The sequence below is a fragment of the Mesobacillus subterraneus genome (genome assembly GCF_023715485.1).
Taxonomy (GTDB): Bacteria; Bacillota; Bacilli; order Bacillales; family Cytobacillaceae; genus Mesobacillus; species Mesobacillus subterraneus_B.
In genome coordinates this window covers 126,644-141,654 of the sequence record NZ_JAMBOF010000006.1, presented here as the reverse complement: position 1 = coordinate 141,654, position 15,011 = coordinate 126,644, and the positions used below count along the sequence as shown (strand labels likewise).

The 15,011-nt window shown below is 40.1% G+C and carries 15 protein-coding genes; 5 read left to right on the top strand and 10 right to left on the bottom strand.

The features are described 5' to 3' along the window. Positions 1 to 2: 2 nt before the first annotated feature. Together M3204_RS10545 and M3204_RS10540 are read left to right on the top strand one after the other, a co-directional pair. On the top strand, positions 3 to 668 hold the full coding sequence (locus tag M3204_RS10545; protein ID WP_251481218.1) for a DUF4352 domain-containing protein: 666 nt from the start codon (positions 3 to 5) through the stop codon (positions 666 to 668). Positions 669 to 891: 223 nt separating this feature from the next. Continuing rightward, entirely contained in the window at positions 892 to 1,254 is a 363-nt protein-coding gene (locus M3204_RS10540) for a winged helix-turn-helix transcriptional regulator (protein ID WP_251481217.1), read from the top strand. A gap of 32 nt (positions 1,255 to 1,286) precedes the next feature. On the opposite strand, the gene M3204_RS10535 is transcribed toward M3204_RS10540, so the two are convergent. Together M3204_RS10535 and M3204_RS10530 are read right to left on the bottom strand one after the other, a co-directional pair. Beyond that, entirely contained in the window at positions 1,287 to 2,798 is a 1,512-nt protein-coding gene (locus M3204_RS10535) for a hypothetical protein (protein WP_251481216.1), read from the bottom strand. Beyond that, positions 2,785 to 3,318, bottom strand: a complete 534-nt coding sequence (locus M3204_RS10530) for an RNA polymerase sigma factor (RefSeq protein ID WP_251481215.1) — start codon at positions 3,316 to 3,318, stop codon at positions 2,785 to 2,787. Before M3204_RS10530 ends, M3204_RS10535 begins: the two co-directional genes overlap by 14 nt. Before the next feature lie 226 nt (positions 3,319 to 3,544). Between M3204_RS10530 and M3204_RS10525 the strand changes: the two genes are divergently transcribed. Next, on the top strand, positions 3,545 to 5,662 hold the full coding sequence (locus tag M3204_RS10525; protein WP_251481214.1) for a transglycosylase domain-containing protein: 2,118 nt from the start codon (positions 3,545 to 3,547) through the stop codon (positions 5,660 to 5,662). A gap of 77 nt (positions 5,663 to 5,739) precedes the next feature. On the opposite strand, the gene M3204_RS10520 is transcribed toward M3204_RS10525, so the two are convergent. The 3 genes from M3204_RS10520 to M3204_RS10510 all read right to left on the bottom strand — a co-directional run bounded on the left by M3204_RS10520 (position 5,740) and on the right by M3204_RS10510 (position 8,248). Then, on the bottom strand, positions 5,740 to 6,297 hold the full coding sequence (locus tag M3204_RS10520; RefSeq protein ID WP_251481213.1) for a GNAT family N-acetyltransferase: 558 nt from the start codon (positions 6,295 to 6,297) through the stop codon (positions 5,740 to 5,742). A gap of 68 nt (positions 6,298 to 6,365) precedes the next feature. Next, the gene (locus M3204_RS10515; RefSeq protein ID WP_251481212.1) at positions 6,366 to 7,310 is read right to left on the bottom strand and encodes an ABC transporter permease; all 945 of its coding nucleotides are present in this window, start codon (positions 7,308 to 7,310) and stop codon (positions 6,366 to 6,368) included. Then, entirely contained in the window at positions 7,307 to 8,248 is a 942-nt protein-coding gene (locus tag M3204_RS10510; RefSeq protein WP_251481211.1) for an ABC transporter ATP-binding protein, read from the bottom strand. The genes M3204_RS10515 and M3204_RS10510 overlap by 4 nt, the downstream gene beginning before the upstream one ends. 411 nt (positions 8,249 to 8,659) lie before the next feature. Between M3204_RS10510 and M3204_RS10505 the strand changes: the two genes are divergently transcribed. Continuing rightward, positions 8,660 to 8,812, top strand: a complete 153-nt coding sequence (locus M3204_RS10505; RefSeq protein WP_081742094.1) for a YpzG family protein — start codon at positions 8,660 to 8,662, stop codon at positions 8,810 to 8,812. A 57-nt stretch (positions 8,813 to 8,869) separates the two neighbouring features. Here the strand turns inward: M3204_RS10505 and M3204_RS10500 are convergent, their stop codons facing one another. The 5 genes from M3204_RS10500 to M3204_RS10480 all read right to left on the bottom strand — a co-directional run bounded on the left by M3204_RS10500 (position 8,870) and on the right by M3204_RS10480 (position 13,551). After that, entirely contained in the window at positions 8,870 to 9,697 is an 828-nt protein-coding gene (locus M3204_RS10500; RefSeq protein WP_251481210.1) for an undecaprenyl-diphosphate phosphatase, read from the bottom strand. A 93-nt stretch (positions 9,698 to 9,790) separates the two neighbouring features. Beyond that, on the bottom strand, positions 9,791 to 10,279 hold the full coding sequence (locus M3204_RS10495; RefSeq protein ID WP_251481209.1) for a GtrA family protein: 489 nt from the start codon (positions 10,277 to 10,279) through the stop codon (positions 9,791 to 9,793). Further along, the gene (locus M3204_RS10490) at positions 10,233 to 11,270 is read right to left on the bottom strand and encodes a glycosyltransferase family 2 protein (protein WP_251481208.1); all 1,038 of its coding nucleotides are present in this window, start codon (positions 11,268 to 11,270) and stop codon (positions 10,233 to 10,235) included. The genes M3204_RS10495 and M3204_RS10490 overlap by 47 nt, the downstream gene beginning before the upstream one ends. A gap of 19 nt (positions 11,271 to 11,289) precedes the next feature. Then, the gene (locus M3204_RS10485) at positions 11,290 to 12,954 is read right to left on the bottom strand and encodes a DUF6044 family protein (RefSeq protein WP_251481609.1); all 1,665 of its coding nucleotides are present in this window, start codon (positions 12,952 to 12,954) and stop codon (positions 11,290 to 11,292) included. A gap of 93 nt (positions 12,955 to 13,047) precedes the next feature. Next, positions 13,048 to 13,551 (bottom strand): CBO0543 family protein, encoded by a 504-nt coding sequence (locus tag M3204_RS10480; protein ID WP_251481207.1) that lies wholly within the window; start codon positions 13,549 to 13,551, stop codon positions 13,048 to 13,050. Between the two features lie 478 nt (positions 13,552 to 14,029). Between M3204_RS10480 and corA the strand changes: the two genes are divergently transcribed. Further along, positions 14,030 to 14,983: a magnesium/cobalt transporter CorA gene (gene corA, locus M3204_RS10475; protein ID WP_251481206.1), complete on the top strand. Its 954-nt coding sequence runs from the start codon at positions 14,030 to 14,032 to the stop codon at positions 14,981 to 14,983. Positions 14,984 to 15,011 lie beyond the last annotated feature (28 nt).

Sequence of the window (15,011 nt, the reverse complement as noted above, 5' to 3'; positions counted from 1 at the left end):
ATATGAGAAATTTAATTGTAGTTTTGATTTTATTAGGTTCGCTTGTTGGCTGTGACCAGGAAAATGAATCTCTAGATGGACATGAAAATGGATCAGCTAGGGATAAAATGCATTCTGAGGAAAATAGTACTCCTCCCCGCAAAAATGCCGGTGAATATGTATCAAATCCTCAGGTGACAGATGACCGGAGCCTGGTGAATGTCGGTGAATCTTTTTCAGATGAAAAGGGCGAAGCAGAATTGAAGGCTATTAAAAAGGTAGATGAAGAAATAGATGTCGGGCCCATCAGATTGATTGTTAAAGAAGTAAAGGTCTTAAGTTATCGTCCTGATTATAGCCTGATTGACTTTTTCCATAGTTACACTCATGAAGAAGTATTTAATTTTGTAAAAATTTTTGTTGAGATCGAAAACCAATCTAATGAAACGCTGAACTTCGCACCAGCAGCCTTGCTGGAAACAGACAAGGGCGAAAAGAAAACCTGGGAAGATGATATTTATTTGGAAGAATTGAACGGGAAAATCGAACCAGGTGAAAAAAAGGCTGGCAATATAGGATTTATCATTGAAAAATCCGATTTTAAATCGCTCTCCATTATAACGAGTAAGGTTTTTGATGAAAACGAAAAAGAACTTAACAATGAAAAAGTTATAAAAGTCTCGTTTTAGTATGTATGAAGGCATGGATTGAATCCCATGCCTTTTATCTTCATTATTTTGATATTAAAGTGTGGAGTCTTTGAAGAGTTCGATAGTCCAAAGCCTAGAAGAAATTATTCTTAATTGGCAATGTTCTCCTTTATCCACTTACTTTTAGTAAGAAAGAGTAATTTCAGAACAAATTTATGTAAAGTATCTTGAAAAAAGTTATACTATTATTGAGGTGACTTTTATGTATCAGCTTTGTCCTAGATTCGAACACGCAATGCAAATCCTGAGCAAAAGATGGACTGGTCTAATCATCCACCAGCTACTGACAGGCAAACATCGATTCTCAGAGATTGAGTCATCACTGCCGCTCAGCGGGAGGCTTCTGTCTGAACGTTTAAAGGACCTTGAAAAAGAAGGCATCGTCAAACGAGAAGTATTTTCAGAAATACCGGTGAGAGTGGAATATTCCCTTACAGAAAAAGGTATGGCACTGAAACCAGTGCTTCATTCCATTGAGCAATGGGCTGGTGATTGGTTAATCACAGGAGCAGAAATAGAGAACCTTAATTTAAAAAATGACCAAACGTCTGGCATAAAGAATTAGCCAGACGTTTGGTTTTTGATCAATCTTATAATTTATTGGATAGGCATAAAAGCGACCTTCCAGATACCGTCTATGTCTTTTACCATTTGGAAAAAACCCGGCCCATTGCTGGTTTCAAAGCTTATAAATCCTTCAAAATCACTTTCCTCATTAAATATGCCATTCTGTATCCCCCCGAGGCTTGCCAATAAAGATTCTGATGAGGTTTTTTCATTTTTGGCGTAACCTACATGTTCCTCCTTTGACCACCTAACACGATCAGGTCTCGTTGTATATAAGGCATATTGGGTTTCTGCGTCACCGTCCAGGCTTGCCTGAATGTAAAGCTTTGCGACATTAATGGGACCAAGGTCCTTTAAATGTTTGCTTTCACGGTCCAACTTAAATCGATCGTATATGCTTCTTTCCTTTTCGCTTAGCTTAAATGTGTCTCCAATCTGCTTTAATTCCCCAAGTGAGGATTCCTGATTTTTACGAATTCCCTCTTCTGTTAGATAATTTGCAAATACTTGGCCATCCTGTGTATAGAAGACAGTCATTCTAATTGCTTCATTCTGGGATGACCAGCCAATCCAAAATTGGATTCCGACCTTTTGGTTCTGTAGGTTTGTAAAATCCACAATATAGTCAGACTCAACACTGCTTTTTGTGCCCTCTTCTACAAAAAATTGATAGAACCATTCTTCTTTTCCTTCCCCCTCAATTTCCGGATTTTCGATAATTTTATAATCAGCGCCGAAAATCCTTTCTGCCTCGTCCTTACTCATTCCATATGTTAGATTGTTTTCAATTAACTCAATTTTCTTCTTTACTAGCAGGTCTTTCTCTTTGTCCCAGCTGTCAGGAGTAACATAGTCAGAAATAATGGTTTTCCCCGTGACGTCTAGAATTAATCTTTTTTTGACCGCTTCTTTCCGTCCTTTATCCATGTAACTAATAACCACCTGGTATGTGAATGCACCTGTATCCTTATATATTGTTTCAACCTTCAGAGTAGTAAAATCAGCCATTTTGTAATAATCAACCAAATCAGTCAGCTTTTTTGTTGAATATCCGTCTTCAAGGTGTTCCCTTAAGTAATCTTTATCATCTTTTTCTAATGCATCAAAATAATAGACCAACTCTCTGCCAACTGTTGTTGAACCTGTTTCTTTTGAGATTTGATTGTACAGTCTATCAAATGCTTGATGATCATTGATAAGTTGATAGATATCTCTTTCCTTTTTTGGTGTATTATCTTTCTTGTTACTATCTCCTGTATCTGACGTTATGGCTATTTTATCACTGCCGGATTTATTATCCATCTGCGTTTCTTTCCCGACAAATGATGCTGTCAACACAGAAAATAATAACACTGCCATTGCCATTGGCACGAGCACAGGCCAGCGCCATTTAGGTTTGAACGGCAAATTATTAATTTTGCTTTCCTGTGAGATTTCGGTCCTTAGCTTTTCGACAAAGCTTTCATCCGGTTCGAGTCCTGGCCTGTTTTTAAGCGGCGCGAGGAACCTTTGGTCAAACGAATCCTGCTTACGATTGTCCATCTTTTAGTCCCCACCCTTCATCATTGGATAAAACCTGCTTTTTCAGCAGCTGAAGTCCACGATGGTAATCTACTCGCACCTTCGCTTCACTGCATCCTAGAATATCAGCCGTTTCTTTTATACTTAATTCCTTTAATCCACGTAAAATCACAACTGTTCTGTATTGCTGTTTCAATTTCAACAAGGCACTGTGTAGCTCCGTCCATTCGCCTTTTTGAATCAGCCGGTCCTCTGGAGTGATGCTGTCTTTTTCTTTATCGAATACCCATTCGGGAAACAGGCTGACAAACTTTCTTTTACGGTGCAAATCCATAGCTGTATTTCTTGCGATTGACAGGATCCATGTCTTTAATCGATCCGGGTCCTTTAGAGTACTAATTGACTTGATGATTTTTATGAATGTTTCTTGAGTAATATCCTCTGCTTCCTGTTTGTTATTTGTAAAATAAAGTGCGAAATGATAGACATCGCGATAATATTTATCATAAATTTCATTTATATCAAGCCGCTTTTCATCCACTTATCACTCCCCCAATCCCTAATAAGTCGCACGAGTCCGACATTTGTTTCAATTTAATTAAAATATTTTTAAATTTATTGTAATACTAATAATAAGCCGAAAAATGCTTCCGCTTTTGCATAAGCATTGAAATCATTTATAATGTAAAGATAAATTCGGTATCTAACCTAATTTTACCAGCAATGAAATATACTAAAAAGCTTCATTTTTAAAAAGGAGATCACTTATGCACTTATTGCACAGATTTAGGGAGGCGGTCGTCCGATTTTGGAAGAAGCGCCACCTGACGCAAATTTTATTATTAATCTTATTGGTTTTTATATTGTTGTCGATTCTCTGGTTTGCTTTCATTGCCAGCAGGGCAAATGTCCAGACACTTAAAGATGGGCTCAGTCAGGCTACAAGTATCTATGATAAGGATGGCGCAGAAGCGAGCAAGCTTGCTACGAATCGGACAGGCGGAGTTCCGATTGACCAGATGCCTGAGTATGTACCTGGTGCTGTAATCGCGATTGAAGACGAACGTTTCTACGAACACCACGGGTTTGATATTAAAGGGATAACCCGCGCGTTTTTTGGGAACCTATTTGCCGGTGGCATTACAGGCGGCGGCAGTACACTTACACAGCAGCTGACGAAAAATGCTCTTTTGTCTTCTGAGCGTACGTACAAACGTAAGGTTGAGGAATTATTTTTAGCAGTTGAGATAGAAAAGGTATATAAAAAGGACGAAATTATAGAAATGTACCTTAACCAGGTTTATTTCGGCAGTGGTGCTTTTGGCATCAATAACGCCAGCAAGAAATACTTTGCCAAGGATATTCAGGATGTCACGATCAGCGAGGCGGCTATGCTTGCAGGTCTCCTAAAGGCCCCTTCTGCCTTGGACCCCTATAATAATTACGAAGCGGCAATGAAAAGAAGAAATGTCGTTCTGGCAAAAATGAATGAACTGGGTAAGATTACTGATGCTGAATACAAAAAAGCAAAAGCTGAAGAAATCAAGCTTGAGGATGGCGGAGGCAGTCTTGCAGACCGCAAATATCCTTCTTATGTCGATGCCGTTCTAGATGAAGCAACGACCAAATACGGTCTGACACAAGATGAGATTATGACTAGAGGATATCGTATTCATACAGAACTTGATCAGAACCTTCAGTCAGGACTGGAAAAAGTATATCGCCAGGATCATCTCTTCCCTGACCGTGCAAGTGATGTTTTAGTACAAAGTGGCTCGGTCCTTCTTGATCCCGGCAATGGCGGCGTGCGGGCTTTAGTCGGCGGCCGCGGCGAAAAGGTCTTCAGAGGGTTCAACAGGGCTACTCATTTGAAAGCACAGCCCGGTTCAACGATGAAGCCGCTGGCTGTTTATACACCAGCCCTCGAAGAAGGCTATGAGTATGATTCAATGCTGGAAGACAAGAAGACGAGCTTTAAGAATTATAGCCCTAAGAACTTTTCTGACACATACCAGGGTGAAGTGCCGATGTATGAGGCCATCGAAAAATCAATCAATTTACCGGCAGTTTGGCTGCTTAATGAAATCGGATTGGAAAAAGGGATTGACGCGGTTAGAAGGTTTGGCATCAAGGTTGAAAAAGAAGACCAAAATCTCGCACTGGCATTAGGAGGTATGCATAATGGCGTCTCCCCACTAAAGATGGCCGAAGCATACTCCGTTTTTCCAAATGGCGGGAAGAAGCATGACTCTCATCTCATAACCAAGATTGTGGGACCGACGGGCAAAGTAATTGCCGAGCATGATGGCTCGACGACACGGGTCACTTCCAAATCGGTGGCAAATGAAATGACATCGATGCTTTTGAATGTCGTCGAAACCGGGACTGGAAAAGGAACTAAAATGAAGAATGCTCAGATTGCCGGCAAGACCGGATCCACCCAGCTGCCTTACGCAGACATCAACGGCACGAAAGACCAATGGTTCGTCGGATATACACCAAATCTGGTCGGGGCTGTATGGCTTGGATACGATAAGACTGATCGCAATCATTATCTGTCGAGCAGCAGTTCCAAGGATGTGGTACCAATATTCCGCGCCATCATGGAAGAATCTGTTCCTCATATTCAACCTGAGGAATTCAGTGTGGATTCGGTTAACACACGTATTTCCGGCAAGACGGTCGATTATGAAGAAACAGAAAAAGCGATAAGGGAAAAAGCGAACAATCTCGAGAAGGAATTGAAAGAGCGTGCTGGCCAGGTTGAAGAAAGATTAAAAGAAGAAGCACCAAAGTGGAAGAAAGTACTGGAGCAAATGCAGGAAGATGCCGGTAAGGCCAGCGATAAAGTAATCGAAAAACTAAAAGAGTGGCAAGGCCAATAAAAATGAAGAAGAGCAGCTGAATTGCTGCTCTTCTTTATGTGAACTTTTGTTAAAGCTCATTATCATCCGTTTTCTTCCTAAATTGTTTTCGCGTATATACAAGTATCTCTGATTTCCCCTTGAACAGATACTGAATCACACTTCAAAATTCCTTCCAATGTGAATCCTAACCTTTCCGCAATTGCCCTGCTTTTGACGTTTAAAGCATCACAACGGATTTCTACTCTTCGTGCCTTTAATTCTCGGACTGCAAAATCGGTGATCCCCTGTACGGCTTCAGTCATATACCCTTGCCCGCTGTAGCGGGTGTCTATCCAGTAGCCGATTTCGAACTTTGGAACATTCCAGTTGATTCGGTGCAACCCTGATGAAGCAATAAATTCGCCTGTGTCTTTTTTAAAAACAAGCAAGCGCAAGTCAGTCCGGTTTAAAAAGTTTACGTATCCTTCGCGTATTACAATTTCAGTTTCTTCAATCGTTTGTTCCTTTTGCGCCCATGGCATCCACGGCTTCAAATCGGGCAATGAAGTATTAATGGATTCGCACGTGACGGCTCCGTCTCCAGGCAAAGGCATTCTGATTAACAGTCTGTCTGTTTCAAATTCGGTCGGAAATTCCAATAATAACGGGTTCATACTCCCTACTCCTCTCTCTATATAAGCAAAAGAGAGCAGCTTTTGCTGCCCTCTTTAAGAAATTCGGTCTAAATGCTGATATCCCTCTTCTGGAAGAAGAAAAATGTAATCATCATGAAAACTGCATAATAAATCGCCAGTATTGACAGAGAAACTGGCAAGGTGATGTTTTCAAGGATTCTATCTTGAAGTGCGTAAACGGTTAAATCTAAGTGCGGGAAGATCAAAAACTTAGCCCAAGTATACTTATCCGCGAGCATCAAAATGATGCCTCCCAGGGTTGAAGAAAAAAATAAAACGAAGATACCGATTCCGACAGCAAGAGCCTGACTTTTAAAAAGGGTTGAAAGCATGAAACCGATCGTCATTACCATAAGCAAGCTTGGTATAAAATATAGCATTTTCAAGAAAAATTGTGTGCCGACAATTGCTTCTTTTCTGCCTTCTAATGTGAATTCAAAAATCTTCATATTGAAATCACCGCTGCCAAAAAGGATGAGGCCAATTAAGTACCCTGATACAATTAACGTCACTACCATTAACATCGCGTATATGATTACGGCAATATATTTGGAAAGCAATACGCTCCATCTTCTATGAGGACGGATTAGAAGCTGTTTAATCGTTCCATCTGAAAATTCCGCCGCCACATTGGCACTGCCAACAACCACGACGAATAACGTTACAAGCGAGCTAACACGAACGACAACATCATTCATAAAATGCCAGTTCGTTTTCGCGGTTGGGTTAATCCCCTTGTCCAAATACTCCTGAGTCTGGTTGATTTGCTCCTCGATCATACCTTTTTCTTCCTCAGAAGCTGATCCCATCTGGTTTTCCAGCATTGTGATTTCTGCCTGTGTATCCTGACGCCAATTTGGATTAGGATCACCGCTGAACTTCATATAGATAATTCCTGCAACGAGTACTGCCATCACAATGATGACCATATAAATCCAACTTGCCATTTTGCCAAATATCTTCATTAATTCATTTTGGATTAATGCTATCATACTGTTTGCTCCTTTTTATCCTTATTCGTGATTTCCAGGAAGCGGTCTTCCAAGGTTGCCTTTACATTCAGAATCTCAAAGACATCGATATCATTTAATACCAACAGTTTGTTGATTACAGGAATTGTTTCTTTCTCAACGGATAAAATTAACCTCGAGTCTTTGATGGATGTCACTTTTACTTCAGGCATTTTTTCCTTCAAAAGCTTTGCAGCATGACTTGCATTGGATACTTCCATCTCTACAGAACGAGTGACTTTAGTTTCTTCCGTTTCATTTTCATTCATCGTTGAAATATGTACGAGTTTCCCCTGTTCAATAATCGCGAAACGATCACACATTAGCTGCATTTCTGATAAAAGGTGTGATGATACTAATACTGATGTTCCCTGGCTTGCAAGCAAGCGCAAATAATCGCGGAACTCCCTGATACCCTGTGGGTCAAGTCCGTTAGTCGGTTCATCAAGAATCAAGATTGATGGCTTATGAAGAATCGTCTGCGCCACGCCCAGTCTTTGACGCATCCCAAGTGAATAAGTACGTACTTTATCATGGATAGCATTCTCTAGGCCAACCAGCTCAGTGACTTCCTCGATTCGTTCCTCAGTTATATCAGTTAGGGCCATACGTGCATAATGTTTTAGGTTTTTGTAACCACTAAGATATTTGTAAAACTCAGGATTCTCGACGATTGCGCCTAACTCATTCATCGCTTGTGTAAATGATTCGTCCAGATCTTGGCCATTGACCAATACAGTTCCGCCGGTACGGTTTATCAGGCTGACAATCATACGGATAATTGTCGTTTTCCCTGCACCATTAGGTCCCAGCAATCCGAAAATTTCTCCACGCTCCACTTGAAAGCTGACGTCATCAACAATTGTCTTTTTGCCGATTCTTTTTGTTAATGATTTTACCTCGAGTGCAAATTGCGACATCCAATCTCCTCTTTTCTTTTGACTCTGTTTAAGTTGAATGTTGATTTTTAAACCCTGTTGATTGTAGTGGAAGACGCGTAGACTCCTGCGGGCGCAGCTGGTCAGGTGAGACCCCGCAGGAGCGAAGCGACGAGGAGGCTCAGCGCCAGCCCCGCGGAAAGCGAAGCGTCTGGAACGAAAATCAACAGCCGTGTTTAACAGAGCCTTTCTTTTTAAAAAAATATGTAATCAATTTAGCTTTCTCAAAGGTTAATACGATGAAAATTGTAAAAAGTTACAAAAAAAGCAAAAAAAGATTTATTTGCGTCACTAAATTTCTCTGATGTATATTGCTATTTAATAATACAAACGCTATTAGTGATGTTCTTACGAATATCAGACGTTTCAAAAATCCATTCCTGAGGTGATTGTATGAGTTACAAAGATCATTTGGATCCGCACTCAGAACTTTTCCACCACACCTGGACAAGGCGCAAGCGATTAAATTCTCAAGTGAATGGCCAGACTCAGGTCACGAAGAACACCATTCTTGCGAGAGGGAACGCGAAAGCCCACCGCTGGTAAGGAGATTTGTAAACGTAAAAAAAGGAAAAGGCTCTTAATGGCCTTTTCCTTTTCAATTTAAAGAAAAATGAAATAAATCAAAGCTGCCAATATGATTCGGTAAATCGCAAATGGCACTAATTTAATTTTGTTGATTAACTTCAAAAAGAATTTGATGAAAATCAAAGCGAAAACAAATGCACTAAGGAAACCGACGATGAAAAACGGCAGCGCATCGAGCGTAAAAAACTCCCAATTTTTTAATAGAGAGATACCGCTTGCGCCAAGCATGATTGGTACGGCCATGATGAAAGTGAAATCTGAAGCCGCACGGTGGCTCATGCTGAGCAGGACCCCGCCGGCAATCGTAGAGCCAGAACGGGAAAAACCAGGCCATAAACCAAGACATTGAAACAGTCCAACACCTAACGCTTGTTTATAGGTGATTTGGTCAACATCTTCCGTTTTGAGATTTTTAGGCTGCAAACGGTCGGCAACAATTAAAAGGATGGCCCCGACAACGAGACCGATGATTACCGTTTCAACAAAGAATAAATGTTCATCGATATAATCCTCAAACAGAACTCCAGTAACACCGGCAGGAATCAAGCCAACAATTACTTTTGACAGGCTCAATCTGCCAGTCGAATCTCCGAAGGATTCTTTTTTATTTAATCCCAGCAGGTTCATGAACCTGTCTTTAAAAACGATGACTACGGCCAATATCGAACCAAGCTGGATTACTACTTTAAAAGTATTGGCCACAGGCTCTGTAAATAGTTCCTTCGAATGAAGCAAAAGATCATCCACAATGATCATATGCCCGGTAGATGAAACCGGAGCAAATTCTGTTAACCCTTCTACTAAACCAAGAATAAATGCTACGAATAACTCCCATAAATCCATTTGCAAATTGCTCCTCTGTTTTAATAATTGCAACGCGCCTCATTTCTTTTTATACTTTTTTGCCACTTTAGTCAACCAAAAAAGGAGCATCTGTTAAGCTGCTCCTTTTTTAAATACGTACCATTTCTGGCCTAAATAATTAGATATCGTATATATTCCTGTACCTAATAGGATCGCTAGTGAATCATTCGAAATTAGATTCATTTGCCAGTCTCTGTCTGTTAAAGACTCTGCGAGCAGTCTGCTGATGGAAAAGGAAAAAAGATAGCATATAATGATGACTGCGGCGAACCTTGGTACCCCTTCCTTTATCGGTACGCAGCTGGTAAATGTAAAACTCCTGTTTAAAAGGAAGCTTACCACCGCACCAAGCGTGTTTCCTGTGAATGTGGCAACCCAGTATGGCAAGTTAAAGCCGTTTTTCAGGAAGAACATAAAGCCTAATCCAACAATAGTATTCAACAAGCCGACCAACAGGAATTTGATGAAAGAATTTTTTTGATTTATTAAGGAAGCCAGCTTAAGCGCCAGGTGATTAGTTATTTTCAGCCAGCTTCCGAGCATCATTGGTAATTGGCTCATATTTGCTACCTTCCGTATTCATTAGCTTTCTTGATATAGGAAAATTAAATAAATCGATATCGACAATGTATTTTGGCCTGCGTTTGGTTTCCTTATAAATCTTCCCGATATATTCTCCCACCAACCCAAGCGCAATCAGCTGCAGACCGCCAATTAACCAGATTGACGTTATTAACGATGTCCATCCAAGCTCTGTATTCCCGAAAAATTTCAAAGCAAGAAAATAAACTCCGAATGCCAGGCTCACTAAGAAAGAAATACAGCCGACCAGCATCACAAATCTAATAGGAGTTACAGAAAACGAAGTGATTCCATCAAATGCGAAGGCAAGCATTTTTTTCAAAGGATACTTCGTCTCACCCGCTGCCCGTTCCTTCCTTTCATAATAAACGGAAGTGGATTGAAAGCCAATCAACGGTACAATCCCACGCAGAAACATGTTTGCTTCCGCAAATTGCTCAAGTTCCTCCACAGCCCGCCTGCTCATCAGGCGAAAATCTGCATGGTTGAAGATGAGTTTAACGCCCAGTTTGTCCATCAACTTATAAAAGCTTTCGGCAGTAACCCTTTTAAAAATGGTGTCACTATCCCTTTTGCTGCGGACTCCATATACCACCTCATACCCCTCTATATACTTCTTGACCATTTCCACAATGGCATTTACGTCATCCTGCAGATCTGCATCAATTGTTACAAGACAATCGGAAGCATCCTTTGCTGAAAACAGTCCCGCAAGCAAAGCGTTTTGGTGTCCTACATTCCTGGACAGTTTTAATCCTTTCACTGTCTCACTATTGAGACTCTCCTTGTAAATTAATTCCCAAGTCCTGTCTTTGCTGCCGTCATCCACGAAAAGGATTTTACTTTTATCAGAAACAATAAGGTTAGAGATCATGTAATTCATAACAGATTTTAACTGTATAATTGTCTCGCTTAACACTTCTTCTTCATTGTAACTAGGAACAACTATTGTCAATATTGGTATATTCATTGCTGTATCCTCCCTGCTGCTATAAAACTTCATAGAGGTAGATTTTCCATGCGCTTGACTTTGAATCGAATACCTTCTCAAACTGGAGGCCATTATCCGATGCATTGTCAATCGGTACAGATGAGATTATGTATTCTCCACCCATCTGTTTAAACGGTTTCAGGTTTAGGTCTAATTCCTTGATTCGTTTTTTGGACGTTTTCTTAAACATATAATGTTTGCCAAGCTCAGCTGTAAAAAGGTAGCAGCGGCCGCCCCACTCATCGAAATAAATCCGTATTTTTTTACTTTTCTCAAGTTCATTTTCAATGATTTCTCTGAACTGGTACTTATATGTCAATGGATAAAAGTTGTTATAGGTATCAAGGGTGTAAAAGCCATTATACTGCGCGATGGCTGGATGTAATCCAATGCTGGCAATTCGGTAACTTTTATGATCTCTGCCAATGTGTTCTTTGATTTCTTTGAATTGCTCTTCCGCATAAAACTCTTTTACACTGGGCTTATTCGAGTAAACGATTTCTTCATTCGTCAATCCCAGAAGCAGGATTTGCGCTGCTATCAAAAAGGGTACTGCTTTTTGCCAAAGTCTTCCCTGATTCCAAAGGATACTCAGTCCTGCTGCAAAGAGAATATAAATGATAAGCGGGCGCATAAAATGATATCTGGCAAAATTAAATGTATCAAGAAAGTGGAATTTTTCTGTCAGCGGAAGCCAGCCCTTGTAAAACCAAAACGCATACCATGCTGACAGGATAAAATTGAGGATAAACAAAAAAACAAAAGACTTTTCCATTTTCCAGATTCTTTTTTTCGAAATAAAAAGAATGGCCCCAATTATGACTGGCAGAATGATCACAGTATGGACGGTCATTGCATGGTGATGACCGAGGATAAAGTTTTTAAACGTAAGTCTTAATGAATGTCCAAAGCTCAGCCGGGCATGGAAATATTCATCTCTGCTATTCGGTTCATCATCAAAAAGAAATGAATAAACCAGACGATAATCCGTAACGAAATATACTAGGGTCATATAAGCAATAGCCAGGAAGAACCGCCAGTTCCAGCCCTTTCTCCTTACTACATCGCTCAGCCAAAAGAGGCCCATAGCGCTAAGGAAAAAGAAAAATCCCAATACGATGCTCGAATAGAATGGCAGTAGGGTCAAAACAAGATAATTAGACCAAGCTTTCTCACCTTTCCTAATATTCAAGAAAGCCCAGAGTGCCAATGGCATACCTAAAGTACTCAGCATTCCTGATGGCCAAAATGGAGTAAGCGCAAAGGCAAGCGAGACGCCGACTCTTATAATTCCACTGTCATCATTATGGATGAAATGTTTCTTCAGCAACAAAAACATTCCTAAAAATGCAACGAACCTGGTAATTGCCTGGCTTAATCCATAAGCCACCATTGTTGGGAACCAGGCGTAAAGCCAAACAATCAATGTATATTCTGTGCCAAAAGCGTTCCTTGGTAGTCCATTGATTACCTGAGGGATTTCCGCTGTGACAGACCCTGCTATCTGTCCACTCTCTGCAAGTAACTTATACCATGCCAAATTTGAATCTAGATTGTCATGGACCCGGATATGGGCATTGTCTCCCAGAATGAAATATGGGGATAGAAAGAGAGCAATCGCGATTAATGCTGCCACGATCAAACGTCGCTCTTTATCCTGCATGTAAGACAAAACATCACACCTCAAATATCATATTTGCTTAATTAAGTTTGAGAGCTTTTGGAAACTTTTCTTTGTGGATATAAATCCCGGTTTTCAAACAAGGTGGTAATCAAAAATGATCAAATAAAACAGGACAAAGAAAACCGATAGTACCAGGGCAATTAAAGGATTTTTGTAATGGAGACGGAGCATAGGATACATTGTACTGTAGAAAAAAACCTCCCAAACCATTGACCATCCATGTGAAAACTTGATAGCACCAAATCTTAAAGCAATCGCCTCAATAAGTACCGATAATGAGACCCACTTGATGTAATGCCAGATTTTCTTCCTTTTCTCCTCTGGAAAGTTTCCCAAAAACAAAATGATCATGCTCGGATAAAATACAAATGTATACATGGTTTCCGTAACGAAAAGGCTGACAAAATTTTTCTCGAACTCCCATAAATGTTTGTTGCCTATGTAAGCAATATATTCATAGAAGCAACTGAATAAAGCCCAGTAATAAAAAGTCGGCAAATACTCCCGCCACTTTTGCCATTTGCCCCGTTTTATCGAAAGCAGGACCCCACCAGCTAAAACTGCAGCATGAAACAAAATCTCCACCCCTTTCGCTACGGCATTCCTAGTAAAGCTCAAAAAAAATTCATTTCCAGAAATTCAATCAATTGTATTTTCAACTATTTAAGGATTTTTATGTATTTAGTTAAAAGGATCTTGTTATAACGAAGTAAATGAACTGTTTCGAATAATTTCTATGAAATCGGTAATTCTATTTGTAATTAAGACTCATTTACATACACTTGAATTTTATTGGTTTTTCGGCTTTTTTTGTCAAAAGCTGTTATAAATTATACTGTTGATTTCCGCTCCGGTCACTCGCTTTCCGCGGGGCGTCCGGTGAGCCTCCTCGTCGCTTTGCTCCTGCGGGGTCTCACCTGGGCCGCTGATCACGCAGGAGTCGATTGCCCTCCGCTCCAATCAACAGGTGCTGAAATTCAAAAATGACCTTAAACACAGCTTTGTCAAAAGAACTTGAACCCAATACGATATTAAAAGTGAAAGGGGCAGTAGTATGCTTCGCTATGATGAAACAAGTAAATCAGTAATCAACGAGCAGGCCTATTCCCTTCCCTCGATTTCTAACGATACAATCTGGGTTCACTTTGACCCTTCGAATAAAGAAAAATTTAATGAGTTGATCAAATCAATGGATATTCACCCTCTTGCCAAAAGAGGACTAGAACAATTTAGTGACATACCCAAAATTGATGTATTTAATAATGAAGCTATTATTTCTTTGTTTGCGATTCAGAATGATTACACTCAAGCAAAAATTACAATATTAATCGGTGAAAACTATGTCATCACTAAAGAAGATGAAAATATCGATCTTTTAGCCCAGCTAAAACATCTTTTTCAGGAGCATCCAGAATTTATGGAAACTTCGGGGAAGGTCCTCTACCATATATTTGACAAAGTATCTTCAGTTGATTTAAAGATGATAGATAGGATAGCAGATGAAATCCAAGCTTTAGAACGTGAAGTTTTTGACAGACCTTTTGCAAATGGAATCGCCCGAAGCATTCATCGCTGGAAGTCTGCCCTCCATGAATTAAGACAAACAATTGAGGCTCAGGATCAGGTAATGACCATCATTTCAAGAAATGAGTTGAAGTTTGTCGATACAGACACAGCCTTATATTTCAAAGATTTAAACAACAGTTATTCAAGAGTCGTCAATGCTTTGGACACATTCAAAGAGTCTCTTAACAGTATCTTCAATTTGCAGATGACTCTTAAGTCAGATCATGCCAACTCAATAATGAAAACATTGACACTTGTTAGCGCCATTTTCCTCCCAATGACATTTATTGCGGGCCTTTATGGGATGAATTTTGAGACAATGCCCGAACTAAAATGGAGTTTTGGCTACGCATATGCACTTTTGTTGATGTTCGGCATTGGAGCAAGTATTGCCTATTTTTTTCGGGCTAAGGGCTGGTGGGGCAAGAAATATGACAATTAAAAAAGCTGTGCAAGCCACGATGGCCTGT

Bases quoted from the DNA above. Each gene is read 5' to 3' on its own strand.
- M3204_RS10545 (WP_251481218.1), top strand. From the start codon at position 3: ATGAGAAATTTAATTGTAGTTTTGATTTTATTAGGTTCGCTTGTTGGC.
- M3204_RS10540 (WP_251481217.1), top strand. From the start codon at position 892: ATGTATCAGCTTTGTCCTAGATTCGAACACGCAATGCAAATCCTGAGC.
- M3204_RS10535 (WP_251481216.1), bottom strand. From the start codon at position 2,798: ATGGACAATCGTAAGCAGGATTCGTTTGACCAAAGGTTCCTCGCGCCG.
- M3204_RS10525 (WP_251481214.1), top strand. From the start codon at position 3,545: ATGCACTTATTGCACAGATTTAGGGAGGCGGTCGTCCGATTTTGGAAG.
- M3204_RS10520 (WP_251481213.1), bottom strand. From the start codon at position 6,297: ATGAACCCGTTATTATTGGAATTTCCGACCGAATTTGAAACAGACAGA.
- M3204_RS10515 (WP_251481212.1), bottom strand. From the start codon at position 7,310: ATGATAGCATTAATCCAAAATGAATTAATGAAGATATTTGGCAAAATG.
- M3204_RS10510 (WP_251481211.1), bottom strand. From the start codon at position 8,248: ATGTCGCAATTTGCACTCGAGGTAAAATCATTAACAAAAAGAATCGGC.
- M3204_RS10505 (WP_081742094.1), top strand. From the start codon at position 8,660: ATGAGTTACAAAGATCATTTGGATCCGCACTCAGAACTTTTCCACCAC.
- M3204_RS10500 (WP_251481210.1), bottom strand. From the start codon at position 9,697: ATGGATTTATGGGAGTTATTCGTAGCATTTATTCTTGGTTTAGTAGAA.
- M3204_RS10495 (WP_251481209.1), bottom strand. From the start codon at position 10,279: ATGAGCCAATTACCAATGATGCTCGGAAGCTGGCTGAAAATAACTAAT.
- M3204_RS10490 (WP_251481208.1), bottom strand. From the start codon at position 11,270: ATGAATATACCAATATTGACAATAGTTGTTCCTAGTTACAATGAAGAA.
- M3204_RS10485 (WP_251481609.1), bottom strand. From the start codon at position 12,954: ATGCAGGATAAAGAGCGACGTTTGATCGTGGCAGCATTAATCGCGATT.
- corA (WP_251481206.1), top strand. From the start codon at position 14,030: ATGCTTCGCTATGATGAAACAAGTAAATCAGTAATCAACGAGCAGGCC.